At 66.9% G+C, this 18497-nt stretch carries 15 protein-coding genes; 4 read left to right on the top strand and 11 right to left on the bottom strand.

From position 1 onward, the window contains the following. Window positions 1-47: 47 nt before the first annotated feature. From V3B48_RS08015 to V3B48_RS08000, 4 genes are all read right to left on the bottom strand, one after another. The gene (locus V3B48_RS08015; RefSeq protein ID WP_279913421.1) at window positions 48-2093 is read right to left on the bottom strand and encodes a TonB-dependent receptor; all 2046 of its coding nucleotides are present in this window, start codon (window positions 2091-2093) and stop codon (window positions 48-50) included. A 256-nt stretch (window positions 2094-2349) separates the two neighbouring features. Then, on the bottom strand, window positions 2350-2664 hold the full coding sequence (locus V3B48_RS08010) for a hypothetical protein (RefSeq protein ID WP_032130155.1): 315 nt from the start codon (window positions 2662-2664) through the stop codon (window positions 2350-2352). A gap of 84 nt (window positions 2665-2748) precedes the next feature. Then, window positions 2749-3924 carry an MltA domain-containing protein gene (locus V3B48_RS08005; protein ID WP_032130154.1) on the bottom strand — a complete coding sequence of 392 codons (1176 nt, stop codon included), beginning with the start codon at window positions 3922-3924 and terminating at the stop codon, window positions 2749-2751. A 65-nt stretch (window positions 3925-3989) separates the two neighbouring features. Beyond that, a complete protein-coding gene (locus V3B48_RS08000; protein ID WP_279913423.1) occupies window positions 3990-5501 on the bottom strand; it encodes an alpha/beta fold hydrolase in 1512 nt (503 codons plus the stop codon). Between the two features lie 127 nt (window positions 5502-5628). On the opposite strand from V3B48_RS08000, the gene V3B48_RS07995 reads away from it, so the two are divergent. Continuing rightward, a complete protein-coding gene (locus V3B48_RS07995) occupies window positions 5629-7338 on the top strand; it encodes a sensor histidine kinase (RefSeq protein WP_182267012.1) in 1710 nt (569 codons plus the stop codon). Beyond that, window positions 7326-8027, top strand: coding sequence for a LytTR family DNA-binding domain-containing protein (locus V3B48_RS07990; protein ID WP_329893494.1), 702 nt, complete (start codon window positions 7326-7328; stop codon window positions 8025-8027). The genes V3B48_RS07995 and V3B48_RS07990 overlap by 13 nt, the downstream gene beginning before the upstream one ends. 87 nt (window positions 8028-8114) lie before the next feature. Here the strand turns inward: V3B48_RS07990 and V3B48_RS07985 are convergent, their stop codons facing one another. The 4 genes from V3B48_RS07985 to glnA form a co-directional block, all read right to left on the bottom strand. Beyond that, window positions 8115-8861 carry an N-acetylmuramoyl-L-alanine amidase gene (locus tag V3B48_RS07985; RefSeq protein WP_329893493.1) on the bottom strand — a complete coding sequence of 249 codons (747 nt, stop codon included), beginning with the start codon at window positions 8859-8861 and terminating at the stop codon, window positions 8115-8117. 248 nt (window positions 8862-9109) lie between these two features. Further along, the gene (gene amt, locus V3B48_RS07980; RefSeq protein ID WP_164080642.1) at window positions 9110-10540 is read right to left on the bottom strand and encodes an ammonium transporter; all 1431 of its coding nucleotides are present in this window, start codon (window positions 10538-10540) and stop codon (window positions 9110-9112) included. A gap of 21 nt (window positions 10541-10561) precedes the next feature. Further along, a complete protein-coding gene (locus V3B48_RS07975) occupies window positions 10562-10900 on the bottom strand; it encodes a P-II family nitrogen regulator (protein WP_004134334.1) in 339 nt (112 codons plus the stop codon). Between the two features lie 368 nt (window positions 10901-11268). Beyond that, on the bottom strand, window positions 11269-12678 hold the full coding sequence (gene glnA / locus V3B48_RS07970) for a type I glutamate--ammonia ligase (RefSeq protein ID WP_004153533.1): 1410 nt from the start codon (window positions 12676-12678) through the stop codon (window positions 11269-11271). A gap of 224 nt (window positions 12679-12902) precedes the next feature. Here glnA and V3B48_RS07965 point away from each other — a divergent pair, with 224 nt between their 5' ends. Together V3B48_RS07965 and V3B48_RS07960 are read left to right on the top strand one after the other, a co-directional pair. Further along, complete coding sequence (locus tag V3B48_RS07965) at window positions 12903-13697, top strand: undecaprenyl-diphosphate phosphatase (protein ID WP_012509682.1); 795 nt, start codon at window positions 12903-12905, stop codon at window positions 13695-13697. A gap of 73 nt (window positions 13698-13770) precedes the next feature. Next, window positions 13771-14598 (top strand): META and DUF4377 domain-containing protein, encoded by an 828-nt coding sequence (locus tag V3B48_RS07960; protein WP_012509681.1) that lies wholly within the window; start codon window positions 13771-13773, stop codon window positions 14596-14598. Between the two features lie 140 nt (window positions 14599-14738). On the opposite strand, the gene V3B48_RS07955 is transcribed toward V3B48_RS07960, so the two are convergent. Genes V3B48_RS07955 through V3B48_RS07945 form a run of 3 tightly spaced genes read right to left on the bottom strand, consistent with a single transcriptional unit; the run spans window position 14739 to window position 18476 of the window. After that, window positions 14739-15350: a YbhB/YbcL family Raf kinase inhibitor-like protein gene (locus V3B48_RS07955; RefSeq protein ID WP_329893492.1), complete on the bottom strand. Its 612-nt coding sequence runs from the start codon at window positions 15348-15350 to the stop codon at window positions 14739-14741. A gap of 10 nt (window positions 15351-15360) precedes the next feature. After that, a complete protein-coding gene (locus tag V3B48_RS07950; RefSeq protein WP_049398186.1) occupies window positions 15361-17430 on the bottom strand; it encodes a tetratricopeptide repeat protein in 2070 nt (689 codons plus the stop codon). Between the two features lie 56 nt (window positions 17431-17486). Further along, the gene (locus tag V3B48_RS07945) at window positions 17487-18476 is read right to left on the bottom strand and encodes an alpha/beta fold hydrolase (protein ID WP_329893491.1); all 990 of its coding nucleotides are present in this window, start codon (window positions 18474-18476) and stop codon (window positions 17487-17489) included. Window positions 18477-18497: the final 21 nt, after the last annotated feature.

Below are 18497 nucleotides of genomic sequence, written 5' to 3'. Positions count from 1 at the left end.
CTGCCGCAGGGCGAGCAAGCTCGCCCACTACCGGATACGTGAGCGGGTCACAGTTTCATATTGAGGCCGACGAACACGCTACGGCCAGGGGCCGGCGAAAACATCGGGCGAGCGCTGTCCCAGAAGAAGCTGTCGTACCAGGCGTAGGCGTACTGGCGTCCGGTAACGTTCTTCAGCTGCAGGTCCACGCTCCAGCGTGGGTTGATCTGGTAGGCCGCGCTGAGGTCGAGCACGGCAAAGCCACCGAACTTTCCGGCCACATTGCGCTCCTCAAGGTAGTAGTCGTCCTGCGCGCGTGCCTGCAGGCCGAGGCGAAGCGCGTCGCTGGCGCGGTAATCCGCCCCCAGGTTGCTGATGTATCGCGGGGTGGCGGCCACTTCGCGGCCCTGCAGGGAAATGCTGGCGTCGCGGTCGTCGCGGGTGATCTTCGCTTCCTGGTAGGCGTGCGACGCCCATACCGTCCAGTCGTCGCCCAGCTGCAGGCTCAACTGCGCATCCACGCCGCGTCGGCGGGTCTTGCCCAAGGTGACCGTGGTACCGGTGGCCGGCATGTTGGACACCTCGTTTTCCGCATCCTGCTGCCATACCGCCAGACGTGCCTGGCTGCCCGCGAACGGCTGGAACTTCAGGCCCAGCTCCATGCCGGTGTTGGTGGACGGATGCATCGGCGCCTGGCCCGGGGCGAGGTAAGCCGGCGCGGTGGATCCAGTGAGCACCTGGAAAGTGCGGCCCCAGTTTGCGTAGACGTGGGTGTTCTCGCCCAGGCTGTGGATGACGCTCAGTTTGGGCTGGCCGATGCTGCCGTAATCCTGCAGCCGAGCGCTGAGGCCGTTCATCAGGTGGGTACGGCCACTGAAGCGGTCCACACGGTAGGCCGGCACGATCTTCCACGCCTCGACGGGCTGGTAGATGGCCTGCACGTAGGCGCCCCAATTGTCGAAGCTGTGGCGGTCGTTGTTCTGCACCCGTGCCGGGGCACGGCTGAAGTCGGTGGGTTCGGCGTAGGCGTAGCGATCGCGGAGGTAGCTGTTGTCCTGCTGCTCGTAGTTCAAGCCGCCCTCGACGGTAAGCGCGGGGCTGGCCTGCCAGGTGAGCGTGCTGAGCAGGCCGGTCTGCCGCTCATCCCACACGCGGCGCTGGCGCGGCAGGTTGCCGGTGGGCAGGTCGCTGAAGGTCACGCGGCGGTCGTCTTCGTAGCGGTTGTAATAGAGCCGCGTGCCGAAGGTGAGCCTCTCGGACAGTTTCATATCCAGGTGCGCGGCAATCTGGCGCATGTCGCGGTCATCGCCATCGTTGCCGTTGCGCAGGTCGCTGCCGCGGCGATGCGTGCGCAGTTCGTCGGCGGTCATGAAGCCGGGTTCTTCGGCTTCGTGGTGGTATGCACGCGCGGTCAGGCCCACGCGCAGGCCCTCGTCCAGCGAGCCGTAGAACCACTTGCCGCCCAGCGAATATTTCTTCGAGGTGTCGTGGTCGCGGTAGCCATCGCTGGCCTGGGTGCCGACGAAATAGTTCTGTGCGACGCCATTGGCTTCACGGCCTACCGCCAGCTGCGCATCACGGGTGTTGTAGCTGCCGTAGGCCAGCCGCGCATCGGTATAGCTGCCGCCCTGGCGCGTGCCGAAGTTCACGTTGCCGCCGATGTTGTGCAAGCCATAGCGCGGATCGTTGGTACCGCGCACTACTTCGATGTAGCTGATTTCCAGCGGGAACAGCATGTCGATGAAGCGCTGGTTGCCGCTGTTGACGTTGCTGGGGATGCCATCGATCAGCGTCTTGATGGCATTGAGGTAGCCCTCACCGTTGAAGGCGCGGAAGCTGACCTTGCCCGATTCGGCACCCTGCCGGGTTTCGGTGAGCTGGATGCCGGGCATCTGCCCGAGCAGTTCCCAGCTGTGCGAGACGTTTCGGTCTTCGATCTGGTCCGCGCCCAGCACGTCCACCGAGGTCAGCACCTGGTGTGCGCTCAGCTGGCCCTCCCCGTGCTGGTGTACCTGCACCCTGCCGAGGGTGAGTGCGGCGTCGGCCGATTGTGCGAGTGCTTCAGGGGCGAACGGAGCCGCCGCGAGGGCGGCCACCAGCGTGGAGGTTTTCATGGGGGTGGACGGGCGCAGATGAAATGTAATCATATAACATTACGCACGTCTGCCATGTGGAGTGGGGGGGGGGGGGGGGGGCGCCGCGCGCCCCCCACACCGCCGGGCCGGGCGCGACCACAAAAACGGCGCAGATGAAATGTAATCATATAACATTACGCACGTCTGCCATGTGGAGTCGAGCCATGCTCGACTGCTCCTGGCAAACAGCAGTCGAGCATGGCTCGACTCTACAAAAACGGGGTGGAGCAGTGGCTTACACCGGGTAGCCGGTAGCTTCCCGGGCCTTCTTCCAGGCACTTTCGAATTCGCGCGCGGAGATTTCGTCGTCTTCGTCGAAATCCAGGAACGACACCGGCTGGTCGGCCAGCAGGAAGCGGTCATCGCTGTGGGCATGCTCGTCGGCCCAGACCATCTTGGTGCCGTAGATCTCCACCTGGCGCACGATCTTCTCGCCACGGGCTTCCATCAGCACGTTGCCCTTGCCCAGGCCCGATTCGGCCCAGTGCTTGTAGTACTTCTTCGCGGCGGATTTCGCGCCGGGTTTTGCGTTGTGCTTTGCGTAGGTCATTGCAGAGGTCCTGGCCGCAGGCGCGGTCGGAAAGTTCGGAATGGCGCCATTATCGCCCGACCTCGCAGCGCGCAGGTGAGTGCTTCACCGGGCCGACGCAGGCAACGCCACGCCCTTCGGCCACAGCATCCAGATGTTGCCCTTCTGCTTCATGTCGCCGGCCAGCTTGCCGGCGGCATCGCCGCTGCCCCAGTACAGGTCGGCGCGCACTTCACCGGCAATGGCGCCGCCGGTGTCCTGCGCGGCCACCGGGCGCACCACCGGGGTGCCGTCCGGGCGCGTGGTGGACAGCCACAGCAGGCTGCCCAGCGGCACCACGCTGCGATCCACTGCGACGCTGTAGCCGGCGGTGAGCGGCACGTTCAGTGAACCACGTGGGCCTTCCGGGCTGTCCGGGTTGCGCACGAAGAACACGTAGCTGGGGTTGCTGCGCAGCAGTTCCGGCACGCGCGCGGGATTGGCCCGGGCCCAGGCGCGGATCGCGTCCATGGTGACGTCTTCTTTCTTCAGCTGGCCCTGGTCGACCAGCCAGCGACCGATCGCGCGGTAGGGGTGGCCGTTCTGTTCCGCATAGGCCAGCCGCACCTGCGTGCCATCGGGCAGGCGCACCCGGCCCGACCCCTGGATCTGCAGCAGCTGCAGGTCCATCGGGTCGGTCAGCCAGGCCAGTACCGGCGCCTTGGCGCCCTTGGCCGCGATGGTGCCGGCGTCGTCATAGGGCTTGAGCACCTTGCCCTCGACGCGCCCGCGCAGGCGCTTGCCCTTCAATTCCGGGTAGACGCTGTCCAGCTGCACCACGATCAGATCATTCGGCGTGCCGTAAACCGGTACGGTGGCAGCAGCCGTGCGGGTGAGGCTGCCGGGGTAGATCGGCTCGTAGTAGCCGGTAATCAGCCCGTCGGCCTGGTGGCCGCCGGCACGCAATGCATAGACATCCAAATCGCGCTGTAGGAACTGGCGGATCGCCGCCGGGTCCTTGTCCGAAACCGTCGCGGCGGTGGCGCAGGGTTTGGCCCAGACCGCATCGTTCTTCAGGCGGGTGCAGCTGCTGCGCCAGGCGACGAAACCGGCCTGCAGGTCGCTGTCGGAGACCGGTGGCAGTGCACTCCATGCGGCCTTGGCATAGGTGGCCGCGGGCGGCGTGACCGGCGTCGGCACTTCGGTTCCGGTGCGGGGAGCGGTGGTGGAGCAGCCTGCGAGCACGGCCAGCGCAACAAGGCCCAAGCTCGTGCGGTTCAGGGGGGCAATGATGTCTTTCATTGCCCCAATGTAGAGGAAACAGCACGGTGCCGGACGCGCCGGGTGCCCGGCACCACGCTCTCCCTTCAGCGTCCGCCACTGCCCAGCAGGCCACTGTTGCTGGTGGCGAACACCGGCGGCGGTACGTCCAGCTCGGCATCGTTCACGATGCGACCGGCCAGGAAGTCGACGATGCTGCGGGCAATGGCAGGATTGCCGGTCCACAGCTCGTGGTGATGGCTGGCGTTGCGCACCAGCAGCGAGCGGCCATGGCTGAAGCCTGGACGCAGCGCATCGGCATTGGCCGGTGGCGTGCGCCCATCCAGCGTGCCGCTGATGAACAGCACCGGCACGTCGCTGCGCAGCGGCCCGCGGAAGGATTCGCCCAGATCGGCCAGACCCAGGCCGTTGCCGATGGCGGGGAACGGGAAGTTCAGGGCGTCGCCGAACAGGCTTTCGCGTGCCTGCGCCTCCACCCTCGCCAGGCGCTGCGGGCTCTGCCCGGAAGCCACGTCCATGGCCAGCCCCATCGCCGGGTACTGGGCGAACTGTGCGCGCACGATCAGCACCAGATCGGCCAGCGGGTCGTAGTTGCCGCGCTCGGCCTCGCGGAGTATCAACGGCAGCCACTGCTGGGTATGCCGCTGGCCAAGAGTATTGGCAATCAGGATCTGCGCATCGAATTCACCGATGGTCACCTGGCGACCGTCATGCATGCGGCTGCGACCCTGTCGCGGCTGCTCACGCAATGCCTGCAGCACGCGCTTTGCCGATCCGGCCAGATCGTCGAAGCCGTCCCTGCGGGCCAGTGGCGTCAGTTCCTGTAGCAGCGCATCGCTGCTGAGCGGCAGTTTCAGTGTGTCATCGGGGCCTTCGGTGCCCATCAGCACGACGCGTTCCAGATCTTTGCCGTGCAGGCGCACCGTCGCAAGCGCCAGGTGGGTGCCATAGCTCATGCCCCACAAGCTGATCCTGGGCACACCCAGTGCGCGCCGCAGATCATCCAGGTCATCGGCACTCTCGGCGGTCGTATAGGCGCCCAGATCGACGCCAGCCTGACGCCAGAATTCCACGCACTTGGCAGCCGTCGCCTGCAATGCGGCCAGGGCCGCATCGCGCTGCAGTGGTTGGCCATCGTCGAAGCGGGTTTCATGCGGACACTCCGGCGGTGGTTCAGACAGACCGGCACCTCGCTGGTCGAGCAGCAGCACGTCGGCTTCGCGTCGGACCTGGTCGAACACCGGCCAGCGCGGGCCGCGCGCGGTATCGATGCCGGAACCACCCGGGCCACCGGCCAGATAAACCACGGGGGCGCTGCGGCCATTGCCACCGGTTGCACGCAGGCGTACCACCTTCAGCCCCATGCGCGGTCCGTCTGGCTCGCTGTGTCGGCGCGGCACCTCCAGCACGGCGATCTCTGCAGGGATGGCGCCATGTGCTTTGGTCTGCAGCGTGTACGGCTCGAACACCAATGCCCTAGGCGTGGCCTGCGCCGGCATGGCCGCAGCGAGCGCCAGGCAGAACGTAGCCACCGTGGCGACCAGGGCAGAGCGACGAGGATGGAGACTGCTGGACGATGTGCTGGCGTTGCGGCTCATGGTGGGCTCCAAAGGAGGGACGTGCGCGGTCAGCATCGGCTCGATCACAGGGCTGTGGGGACACCCGCCTGCCGAACGTCTCCAAAAGGCGGTCCAATGGCTCCACGCAACCGATACGATGGCCGCCATGCAGATCCCACGTACCCTGGCTGTTCTTGCTCTGCTGCTTGCGGCGGTGGCCGCATGGCTGGTCGTGTCGACGCCACCCGCCGGCGTGGTATTCGTGCAGGGGGCGCAGATGGCACCTGCGGACGCCGGGGCATCCAGCCCCCTGCCTGCGCGGCCGCCGCAGGACCTGGCCTGGCGTCCGCTGGATCAGCAGCTGCTGGCGCAGTGGCGCGGCCCGTACTGGCTGCGCTGGCAGGTGCCGGCGCCAACCGGCACCGACGATCATGACCGCACGTTGCGGCTGTCGCTGCGCGCTGCCAGCCAGCTGTACTGGAACGGCACGCCCTGGATCAGCAATGGCGTCGTGGGCCGCACCGCTGAAGAAGAACAACCAGGACGCATCGACCTTGTCCACGTGCTTCCCCCCGCTTCTGGCAATGCCACCGATGAGCTGGTCGTGCTTGCATCCAGCCAGCGACAACATTTCACCCTGCATGGCGCCGACGCGATGGCACTGATCGCGCCCGCAGCTGTGCTGTATGGCCAGATCATCCTGCCATGGCTGGTTGCGGCCTTCGCCATCGGCGCACTGGCGGCAGCCAGCCTGTATTTCCTGGCGGTACTGCGTGGCCAGACCCGCACGCCCGGCGCTCGCCTTCTGCTGGCACTGGGCGTGGTGGGACTGGCGTTGCCTGCAGTGGAAGCGTGGCGCTCCCTGCTGGGGTATGACTACCCGTGGCATGTCCCGCGCCTGATTGCACTGCTGGCATTGCACGTAGCCGCGGCCATGCTCCTGCCAGCCTATCTGGCGCGGCGATTCCAGGTGGCGGTTCCGCGTGCCGGGTGCTTCGTCTATCTGTCCGTGATCGCGGTGCTCGCCATCGTCCTGCCTGGCTTTGACACCCGCTCGGCGGCAGTGCTCTTGTTGAGCCTGCTCGCTTCGGCATCGCTGCTGCTGCGTGCGCGCGGCGACACAGAGGATAGATGGCCGATCCTGGCATTGCTGCTAGCCGGTCTGCTGGCGTTGCTGGTCGCGCGCGGCGCCTTCCTTGATGGGCCGTACTTCCTGCTGCTGGCGGTGCTGATGGTGTTCCTGCTGCTGCGTCATGCGGCACAGCTGCAGGCACTGGACCGGCACAATGCGTTGCTGCGTGAAGAGCGCGCACGGCTTTCATTGCAGCTGTTGCAGCGAGGCATCCAGCCACATTGGCTCATGAACACCCTCACAAGTCTGCAGGAACTGATCGAGCAGGCACCTTCGCGTGCCAGCCGCCTGGTGGAGTCGTTGGCCGATCAGTTCGATCGGCTGCGTGACAGCAGCAGCCGGCAGAGCATTCCGTTGCAGGACGAGCTGGCCCTGTGCCGCAGCCACCTGGACATCGTTGGCCAGGCACTGGGCCAGCCCCTGGTGCTGGACGTGGATGGCGAGGATGCGCCGCTGTTGCTGCCGCCCGGCATCCTGCATGCACAGGTGGAAAACGCGCTGACGCATGCCGGTGCGCTGGCATGCGCGCAGCACCCGTTCCGTCTGCGCGTGCAGCGCGGCGGTGGACGTTGGGTGCTGGAACTGCACAGCGCGCACGGCTCATCCTCGCATCGCGGTCGCGGCACGGGCACGCGCTACATCGAAGCCAGTCTGGCGGCCGCCAGCCCCGGCGGATGGAGCTTCGTGCAAGGCATCGACGGCAACCAATGGTGCGGACGGATCGAACTGACATGCGCATCCTGATCGTTGAAGACGAACCGCTGGTACGCCAACGCCTGCAGCGGCTGTGCGCCGAGCTGGCAGGAACGCGCGCACGCTTCGATGCCGTGGCCGATCTGGAGGCAGCCGGCGACCGCCTGCAGCGCAATGTCTACGACGGCCTACTGCTGGACCTCAACCTTGGGGGCGAGGACGGTTTCGAACTGCTGTGGCGTGCGGTAGCCGGCCGCTACCAGTGCGTAGTGGTGTCGGCCCACCGTGATCGTGCGCTGCAGGCATTTGAACACGGCGTGCTCGACTTCGTTCCCAAGCCCTTTTCGCGCGAACGCCTTGGTCAGGCGCTGGAACGCTTGTTCGATACCGGCGGTATGCGTTCAGGCCGGGCACGCTACCTGGGCATCTGGCGTGCGCAGGGAACGGCAACCGTCGAGCTCTCGGAAGTGATGTGGATCGCGGCAGATGGCGACTACAGCCAGGTGCGCATGCGCGATGGCCGCAGCGAACTGCATGACAAATCCCTGACTGCACTGGCCTCAGTACTGCCTCAGGATTTCGTGCGCTGCCATCGCTCGCACCTGGTCAACCTGCGGCACGTGCGTACGTTGCATGCCGGTTCCGGCAGCCGCTACTGGCTGGTGCTGAGCGACGGTAGCGAGCTGGTTGTTGGCCGCGCGCACATCGTGGCGCTACGCGATGCGTTGGGACTGGGGTGATCGCCAGAGGATGCCACGCACGGCCTGGCACTACCGGGGAGCGGGAGCCGCATGGAGATGCCTGCGCTGGAACGCGCCAGGCATGGCTCACGGCGTCTGCAGCAGCAGGGAATGCAGGATGCGGGCGTCTTCAGCATCCAGTGTCTTCGGCAGGTCGTCGCGGCCACGGAAACGGCGGTGGAAGGCGGCGACGGTGGCGTCCCGGTTGTCGAGCGGATAGCCGAAGCGGGCCAGCGCATTCCACGCGTCGAAGCCTTCCGGCGCAGCCCCGTCGGCGGCGCGTGGCCATACGCCGAATCCAGCCTCCGCCAGCTGCTGCCACGGGAAGAACCGGCTCGGATCCTGCTTGCGCGTCGGCGCCAGGTCGGCATGGCCGATGACCTGGCGCGGCGGGATGTTCAGGCGGGTGGTGAGATCGCACAGCAGCACGATCAGCGATTCGATCTGCGCCGCACTGAACGGGCTGCGGCCATCGTTGTCGAGCTCGATGCCGATCGAGGCGGAGTTGAGATCGGTGATGGTGCCCCAGCGCCCGGCGCCGGCGTGCCAGGCGCGGCGCTCATCGGCGACCAGCTGGTAGCGATGGCCATCGGCACCGATCAGGTAGTGCGCGCTGACTGGTCCACCGCTGTTGGCGGTGCGCAGCGTGCGCAGGCTCTGCTGCACCGATTTCTGTTCGGTGTGGTGGATGACGATGATGACCGGCGTGCGCGCATTCTGGTTGGGTGACGACACCCAGGTGGCGAGCGGGTTGCGGGTTTCCTGCGGCGCGGAGGCACAGGCGGCCAGCAGCAGGCAGGCCGAGAGCATCAGGGCGGTGCGGATCGGGTGCATGGCCCGATTGTGCGCGATCAGGCGCGATGATGCATGCCGCCGTGCCGAGCAAGCTTGGCACCCACCAGAGAGGATGCAGTAGATCCACGCCATGCGTGGATGGGCTAGCCGCTGTGCCGACCAACGGTCGGCACCCACCAGAGCAGACCCAGACCCAGTGCCAAGCAAGCGTGGCACCTACCAGAGCAGTAGAAGTGCCGACCAACGGTCGGCACCCACAACATCAATGCAGCAGCTCGGCCGCTACTTCAGGCCTCGTACGCGGACTCGCCGTGCGAGGTCACATCCAGGCCGGTGCGCTCTGCTTCCTCGGTCACGCGCAGGCCGACCACGCTGCGCACCACCAGCAGGATCAGCGTGGTCACTACCGCCGACCAGACCACGGTCAAGCCGACGCTGACCACCTGCACCCAGACCTGATGGGCGATATCCAGATCGGCCTTGGTGCCGCCCAGCGACTGCGCGCTGAACACACCGGTGAGAATCGCGCCGACGATGCCGCCGACACCATGCACACCGAACACGTCGGCGGTGTCGTCCACCTTCAGCAGGCGCTTCAAACCAGTCACACCCCACACGCAGACCACGCCGGCGACGAAACCGATGATGATCGCGCCGAGCGGGCCGACGGTGCCGCAGGCCGGGGTGATGCCGACCAGGCCGGCCACTGCGCCCGAGGCCGCGCCCAGTGCCGACGGCTTGCCCTTGCTGATCGCTTCCACCAGCGTCCAACCGAGTACGGCAGCGGCCGTGGCCAGCACGGTATTGAGGAAGGCCAGCGAGGCGACGGTATCGGCGGCAGCGGCGGAACCCGCGTTGAAGCCGAACCAGCCGACCCACAGCAGCATCGCGCCGATATAGGTAAACGGCACGTTGTGCGGCTTCAGCGCGGTCTGGCCATAGCCCAGGCGCTTGCCGACGAACCACGCGGCGACCAGACCGGCCACACCGGCGTTGATGTGGACCACGGTGCCACCGGCGAAATCGATCGCGCCCATCTCACCCAGGTAGCCGCCACCCCAGACGATGTGCGCCATCGGGATGTAGCTGAGGGTGAACCACAGCGCCGAGAACAGCAGCACCGCACGGAACTTGATGCGCTCGGCGAACGCGCCGACGATCAGCGCGGTGGTGATGCCAGCAAACGTCGACTGGAAGGCGACGAACAGGTAATCCGGCAGGCCCTTGATCGGGGTGTTGCCGACCGACTCCGGAGTGAAGCCCTTGAGGAAGGCGAATTCGGTGAACGAGCCGAAGAACGGGTTGCCCGTGCTGAACACCGCGCTGTAGCCATAGGCCACCCACAGCAGCAGCACCAGCGAGAACACCACCAGGATCTGGCTGAGCACCGACAGCACGTTCTTCGAACGCACCAGGCCGCCATAGAACAACGCCAGGCCCGGCACCACCATCAGCAACACCAGCAGGGTGGACGTCAGCATCCAGGCCACGTCGCCATGGTCGTAGGTCGCGGCGGCTTCAGCCGCGGCCGGTGCGGCGGCCGCAGCGACCGGATCCTGCAGCGGTTCGACCGCCACGCTTTCGCTCGGCAGCGGCGAGATCTGGGCCTGAGCGTGGGCACTGCCCGGCCACGCACCGGCGGCCAGCGCGCTGAGCAGCATCAACAGGCACACGAAGTGGAACCGGGCTTGCCACCCGGTGAGAAGGCGCATCTTCATGGGGGAGTCTCCGGAAAGGGGTTACAGCGCGTCGGCACCGATTTCGCCGGTGCGGATGCGGATGACCTGTTCGACGGCGGTGACGAAGATCTTGCCGTCACCGATCTTGCCGGTGCCTGCCGACGACTGGATCGCTTCGATCACCGCGTCGGCACGCTCGTCGGTGACCACGGTTTCGATCTTGATCTTGGGCAGGAAGTCGACGACGTACTCGGCGCCGCGATACAGCTCGGTGTGGCCCTTCTGGCGGCCGAAGCCTTTCACTTCGGTCACGGTGATGCCCGACACGCCTGCGTCGGAGAGGGCCTCGCGGACCTCGTCGAGCTTGAACGGCCGGATGATGGCGGAGATCAGTTTCATGCGCATGTCCCGAGGGTGGATGGGGCCAGCGCGCCAGCGCGCGTTGGCATCAGGCAACCAGCGGCCATCAGGATGATGGCCGTGGCTGTTGCACCGGACACGTACAGGGCCGGGACGGCCGTGCCTCTCTCCTTGCACGACCGACGCGGGAGGGAGGGCGGCCCTGGTCGCGTATCCGGTCTCTCTTGCCCCTGTTTCAGCGGACTAACAGTCCGCTCTACTGCAGCGGGCCAGCGGCCCGCTCTGCCACGGCGGGTCGGGGTCCGCTCTACCACGGCGGACCGGGGCCCGCCCTGCGGCTCCCCGGCCGCGAAGACGGAAGCGATGGCGGCGAGTGGGAGGGGGAAGCCCACCGCCATCGCCACCGGTCAGCTGGCGTAGTACAGCTGGTATTCCAGCGGGTGGGTGGCCGCGCGGAACTTGGTCACTTCCTGCATCTTCAGCGCGATGTAGCCGTCGATGAAGTCATCGCTCATCACGCCGCCGGCCTTCAGGAACTCGCGGTCCTTGTCCAGCGCTTCCAGGGCCTGGTCAAGCGAGGAGCAGACCTGCGGGATCAGCTTCTCTTCTTCCGGCGGCAGGTCGTACAGGTCCTTGTCGCTCGGTGCGCCCGGGTCGATCTGGTTCTTGATGCCGTCCAGGCCGGCCATCATCAGCGCGGTGAAGGTGAGGTAGCCGGACTGGATCGGATCCGGGAAGCGCATTTCGATGCGGCGTGCCTTCGGGTTGGACACCCACGGAATGCGGCACGAAGCCGAACGGTTGCGGGCCGAGTAGGCCAGCATCACCGGTGCTTCGTAGCCCGGCACCAGGCGCTTGTAGCTGTTGGTGCCCGAGTTGGCGAAGGCGTTGATGGCCTTGGCGTGCTTGAAGATGCCGCCGATGTACCACAGCGCCAGCTGGCTCAGGCCGCCGTAGCCGTCACCGGAGAACAGGTTGGTGCCGCCCTTGGACAGCGACTGGTGCACGTGCATGCCGCTGCCGTTGTCGCCGACGATCGGCTTGGGCATGAAGGTGACGGTCTTGCCGTTGCGGTGCGCGACGTTCTTGATCACGTACTTCATGCGCAGCAGTTCATCGGCCTTCTGCACCAGGGTGCTGAACTTGGTGCCGATCTCGCACTGGCCGGCGGTGGCCACTTCGTGGTGCTGCACTTCCACTTCGATGCCGACCTGTTCCAGGGTCTTGCACATCTCGGCGCGCAGGTCGTGCAGGGTGTCGGTCGGCGGCACCGGGAAGTAACCGCCCTTCACGCCCGGACGGTAGCCGCTGTTGGCGCCGTCGTACTTGGCGCCGCTGTTCCACGCCGCTTCTTCCGAGTCGACCTGGAAGAAGGTGTGGCCCATTTCATTGGCGAAGCGGACCGAATCGAAGATGAAGAATTCCGGCTCCGGGCCGAAGAACGCGGTTTCGGCGATGCCGGAGGACTTCAGGTAGGCCTCGGCGCGCTTGGCGATGCCGCGCGGGCAACGGCCATACGGCTGCATGGTGGCCGGATCGAGGATGTCGCAGCTGATCACGATGGTCGGATCGGCGTAGAACGGGTCGACGTAGGCGCTGGCGGTATCCGGCAGCAGCACCATGTCCGATTCGGCGATGCCCTTCCAGCCGGCGATCGAGCTGCCATCGAACATCTTGCCTTCTTCGAACAGCGACGGCTCAACGATGCTGACCGGGAAGGTCACGTGCTGCTCGACACCACGCATGTCGACAAAGCGCAGGTCGACGAACTCGATCTGGTTGTCCTTGATCAGCTTCTCAACGTTTTCCACGGACATCGGTACGACCTCGGATGGGGATGAATGCCTGCTGAGGTACAGCAACGACCGTGCCAACTTTTCGCAGGCTGCAAGTCATTGATTTCAAAAAGGCCGCCCCGCAGCGGTGCAGAACCGTGCGCACCAAATGGGTGCAGCCGACAGCGGACGCACCCGTTTGGTGCGGCAGTGATCGTCTATCCTCTCGACCTTCTTCCTTCCTGCCGCGCGTGCCCCCACCGTCCATGTCCGACCTGCTCTCCGCCCTGTTGCTGGGCATCCTCGAAGGCTTGACCGAGTTCCTGCCGATCTCCAGCACCGGCCACCTGCTCATCGCCCAGCACTGGCTGGGTGCCCGTTCGGACTTCTTCAACATCGTCATCCAGGCCGGCGCGATCGTGGCGGTGGTACTGGTGTTCCGCCAGCGCCTGCTGCAGTTGGCCACCGGCTTCGGGCAGCGCGAGAACCGCGAGTACGTATTCAAGCTGGGCGCGGCCTTCCTGGTCACCGCCGTGGTCGGCCTGGTGGTGCGCAAAGCCGGCTGGTCGCTGCCCGAGACGGTCAGCCCAGTGGCCTGGGCACTGATCATCGGTGGCATCTGGATGCTGCTGGTGGAGGCCTACACCGCGCGCCTGCCCGACCGCGACCAGGTGACCTGGACCGTGGCGATCGGCGTCGGCCTGGCGCAGGTGGTGGCCGGCGTGTTCCCCGGCACCTCGCGTTCGGCCTCGGCGATCTTCCTGGCCATGCTGCTGGGCCTGAGCCGCCGCGCGGCCGCCGCCGAATTCGTGTTCCTGGTTGGCATTCCCACCATGTTCGCCGCCAGCGCCTACACCTTCCTGGAAATGGCCAAGGCCGGACAGCTGGGCAGCGAGAACTGGACCGAGGTGGGCGTGGCCTTCCTTGCCGCGGCCGTCACCGGCTTCGTCGTAGTGAAGTGGCTGATGGGCTACATCAAATCGCACAAATTCACCGCGTTCGCGCTTTACCGCATCGCGCTGGGCGCCGCGCTGCTGCTGTGGTTGCCGTCCGGCAGCTGAACAGCGCCGGGGCACGGTAACCCCATTGCCGGCCCCACCCCGTTTCCCCCACGGTTCCCCAAGGAGAATCACCATGAACCGCAAGCTCACCCTGCTCCTCCCGCTGGCCCTGCTGGCCGCCTGCAGCCAGACCCCGGCCCCGGCCGGCACCGGCGGCGACGACGTGGCCCCGGCCGCGGCCAAGGCAGCAGACCAGCAGACGCTGGCGCACCTGGACGCGCAGCGCCTGCAGAGCCAGCACTGGCTGCTGCAGCAGGCCACCGCCGCCGACGGCAAGCGCATCGACGCGCTGTTCGCCCGCGAAGACAAGCCGGTCACCCTGGACTTCGCTGATGGCCGCCTGTCGGTCAGCAACGCCTGCAACCACATGGGTGGCGGCTACACCCTGGCCGACGGCAAGCTGACGGTCAGTGCGATGGCCTCGACCATGATGGCCTGCACCGACAAGGCGCTGATGGCGCTGGACGAGGCCGTGTCGAGCCGCCTGCAGGGCGAGCTGAAGGCCGAGCAGGATGCCGATGGCAAGCTGACCCTGACCAACGCGAAGGGCGACGTGCTGGTGTTCAACCCGGAACCGACCGCTGAAACCCGTTACGGCGGCGCCGGCGAAACCGTATTCCTGGAAGTGGCCGCCAAGACCGAGAAGTGCTCGCACCCGCTGATCCCGGACTACCAGTGCCTGCAGGTGCGTGAAGTGAAGTTCGACGACAAGGGCCTGAAGCAGGGTGAGCCGGGCAAGTTCGAGAACTTCTACGGCAACATCGAGGGTTACACCCACGAGGACGGCGTGCGCAACGTGGTGCGCGTGAAGCGCTACGAAGTGAAGAACCCGCCGGCCGATGCGCCGTCGCAGGCGTACGTGCTGGACATGGTGGTCGAGTCGGCCATCGAGAAGAAGTAAGACGACAGAAGGGCGGCCGCGAGGTCGCCCTTCTTCGTGGTGGGTAGAGCCGGCCGCTGGCCGGCTGCCCCTTTTCATGGTGGCTCGACACTACAGAAGCAAAGCCGGCCAGCGGCCGGCTCTACCACCCATCGTGCCGCTCAGCCCAGCGCCGGGTTCAACGTGTAGGTGCCATGCAGTGCGGCTTCGGCCAGCACGTGGCCGTGCATGGCGCGATATGCGTCGGCGGCGGTGAAGCGCGCCGGAAGCGCCAGCGAGGCCACATCCAGCGCGAACACGCGGAAGAAATAGCGGTGCACGCGTTCGTCGTTGAACGGCGGATACGGGCCGTCATAGCCCAAGTAATCGCCGGCCATGTCCGGGTTGCCCGCAAACCAGCCGGTGAAGTCGTTCAGGCCCTGGCGGCTGCCCGCCGGGCCAGCCGGTGCAGTCTTGCCCTTCACCACGAAGCCATCGCTGCAGCTACCGGCGGCGATCTCCTGCACCGAGGCCGGAATATCGGCCATCACCCAGTGCACGAAGTCGCAGCGCGGCTGGTCGCGCGGCACGGTCATGTCGCTGCGGCCGACCGTTTCCGCAACGGTCGGCACATCCGGGTCCACGCACACCAGCAGGAACGAACGCGTGCCTTCCGGTGCGCCGTTCCAGGCCAGGTGCGGATTGCGGTCCGGCGCAAAGCCGGTGGCATCGCCGGCGGCGAACTCGCGGTCGATCGGCGCGCCGTTGGTCAGACTGTGGCTGCTCAGTTGCATCGGCTTCTCCTTACTCTTCCGGGTAACCCAGGCGCACCGCAATCGGGGTGAGCTTGGCAAAGGCGGCGCTCATCACGTCGCGGTAGTTGCGCCAGTGGCCCGGCGGGAAGCGCGGTGCGCCCAGCTGTGCGGCCGGCGGCATCTGCCGCTCGAACAGGCGTCCCAGCAGCTCGGCCATCGCGTGCGGATCATTGCCGATCTGGTCGATGCGCAGCAGCACGTGCGGATACAGTTCTTCCTCATGCAGGGTGGCAACCTGCGCCAGCCCGCGCGCCAGCCATTCGCTGGCTTCAGCCAGCGAGGTCATCGCCAGCGGAGCGGCAGCGCCGTAGGCCACCCAGTCGAGCAGCATGTCGCGCGGGTCACGCAGCACGAGCACCAGTCGTCCCTGCGGCAGCTGCGGGCGCAGCGCCCACAGCAGGGCGTTGTCCCACCACAGCAGCCAGTCGATGACGGCATCGCCCTGCAGGCCACGCGCCGGCAGCTGCTCGCGCCAGCGCTGCACCAGCCGCTCCGGGGTCAGCACGCCGGAGGCGAGGTCCTGCAGCGTGTGGTAGTTCTGGAATGCATCATCCGGCGGATTGCTGGTGTAGCGGTCGCTGCGCAGCACCGGGCTGGCGGCCGCCAGGCCGGTCGCAACCCGCTCCACACCCGAACCCGGCGCCCCCCACAGGAAGATCGGCGCGGAGCTGGCATCACTGTCGATCTCGCCCTTCTCCGGCCAGCTCGGCGGCGCCTTGGCCTGCGGCGGAAGCGGCAGGCGCTGCGGTGCCTGGTCGGCCTGCAGCGCCATCCACGTCTGCAGCGCCTGTTCCGGCTGGCCAGCGCGGTCCTGGATTTCACCCAGCCAGGTACGCAGGTCGGCGCGATGGCCGTCCGGCGCCCTGTCGATCAGCGCCTGCACGCGCGCGATCGCGGCAACCGGATCACGCTGCAGCAGGCCTTCGACCAGGCGTGTTTCGCCACTGACGCGGCCCGGTTCGAGGCTGACGATACGTTCGGCGATGGCTTCGGCCTGTTCGTGTTCGCCCACCATGTCATGCAGGCGCAGGCGTGCTTCCAGTGCCGGCAGATGACCCGGCATCGCGTCCATCCAGCGCTCCACGGTCGCCGCGGCGGTCGGGCTGCCGACTTCTTCCACGGCCAGGCGTGCCAGCCACAGGTCGTGCAGCTGCGGATGCTGTTCCAGGGCCGCGTCCAGGCGCGCGCGGGCCTCGTCTTCGCGGCCCAGGCGCTGCCAGGACATCAGCAGCAGCTGCAGCACCTGGCGGTCGTCGGGGATCGATTCCAGCAACGGCAGCAGATGGTCCAGCGCCTGCAGCGGCTGGCCGCCGCGCAGCGACAGTTCACCGGCCAGGCGACGCATCGACGGCGTATCCATGCCTTCCTGCTGAAGCGCGATCTGCATCGCTTCGGCAGCCGCCTCCAGGTTGCCCTGGCGCAGCGCCAACTGCACTACCAGGCCATGCAGCGAGCTGATGGCCGGGTTCAGTTCCAGCACGCGGCGGAACGCCTGCTCGGCGAAGGCAAGCATGTCCTTGCCCAGGTAGGCGAAGCCCAGTGCGTACAGCACGCGGGTGTCGTTGGGCTGCGCCTGGTTGGCCGCCGACAGCAGCGTCAGCGCACGATCCGGGTCGTCGCGGCGCAGCGCGATCATGCCGTCGATGGTCAGCAGTTCCGGGTGGTCCGGCTCAACGCGCGAGGCCAGCGTGGACAGGCGCTGGGCTTCATCGAAGTCGTTGCGGCCGATCGCCAGGTGCGCCTGCATCAGATAGGCGGCGAAGGAATTCGGGTCAAGCCCGGTGGTACGTGCCAGCGCTTCGTCAGCGCCCTGGTACTGGCGCAGGGCGAGCAGCAGGCCAGCGTGCTGCAGGTGCAGCTGGGCATCATCGGGGGCCAGCTGCAACGCCTGCTGCAGCGCCTCCATCGCATCCTCGGCCTTGCCCTGCTGCTGCAGCGCAAGCGCCAGCCAGCGGTGGGCTTCGGCCTGGCCGGGTTCATCACGGGTCCACGCCTGGGCCAGCTGCACGGCCTGGTCGGCCTGGTTCTGGCGCAACGCTTGGATGATCTGGTCTTGCATGGCGGTCCGGTTCAAGTGCAAACCCGCATTGTAGCGGTCCACGCACCGGTGCCGGTTCAGCCCGCCAGCACCCGCTGCAGGCGCTGCGCCACCCAGCGCTCGGAGAAGCCGTCACCCCGCCAGTTTTCCAGGAAGCCGCAGTGGCCTCCCCAGCAGGCGGTTTCCAGGTGCGCCTGGCGCGGCAGCTGCCAATCGTTGAAGGTCGCGTACGGGATCACCGGGTCGTCCTGCGCCATCAGGATGTCGGCCGGCACCTGCAGGGTGGACAGGCGGTCACCGGCAATCGAATAGCCATCGAAATAGGCCTGCAGCGAGCCGAAGGTGGTGTGCCGTTCGACCAGCCAGGCAGTCAGTGCACGGATGTCCAGCTTCAGCACGCGATCGTCGCAGTCGCTCAGCTCGGGAAACAGATCGCGCTTGCGGCGCAGCGAGCCGGCCCATTTGCGGCGGAAGTACCAGTCGTACATCGCCGGGCCGTTTTCGATGCTCTCCATCGTCAGCCCCGGGTCCAGCACCGGGCACACCGAGGCCACCCGCAGCAGCGGCACGCCGGCAGCCGGCGCGCGCAGGGCCAGGCGCAGCACGAAGTTGCCACCCAGCGAATAGCCGGCGGCCACCAGCGGCAGCTGCGGCCAGCGCTGGGCGATGTCACCCGCGGCATGCACCACTTCATCGATCAGGTTGGAGTGGAAGATGCCGGGGTTCAGATGGTGGGTGTTGCCATGGTCGCGGAAGTTCAGCCGCACCACATCGAAACCCTGTTCGATCATGCGCGCGGCAGCCATGCGCATGTAACTGGATTCGGCACTGCCCTCCCAGCCATGCAGCAGCAGGGCCATGCCCTTCGGTTCGCGGCCTTCGACATGGCTGTGCCAGCCCTGCAGGCGCACGCCATCACCGCCGTCGAGGATCAGCTCTTCGCTGACCGCACCGGTGGCGGCCAGCAGCAGCAGGCCGCGCTGCAGGCGCATGCGGCTGGAGCTGAGCATCGACTGCAGGTGCGGATTGCGCAGCCAGCGCGGCGGCTGGTAGTCAGTCGCATGCAACGTCGGTGTACCGGCGTCCAG

Source organism: Stenotrophomonas sp. SMYL20 (assembly GCF_036320045.1).
GTDB lineage: Bacteria > Pseudomonadota > Gammaproteobacteria > Xanthomonadales > Xanthomonadaceae > Stenotrophomonas > Stenotrophomonas maltophilia_A.
The sequence above is the reverse complement of the archived record's forward strand: the minus strand, read 5'-3'. Positions and strand labels throughout refer to the sequence as shown.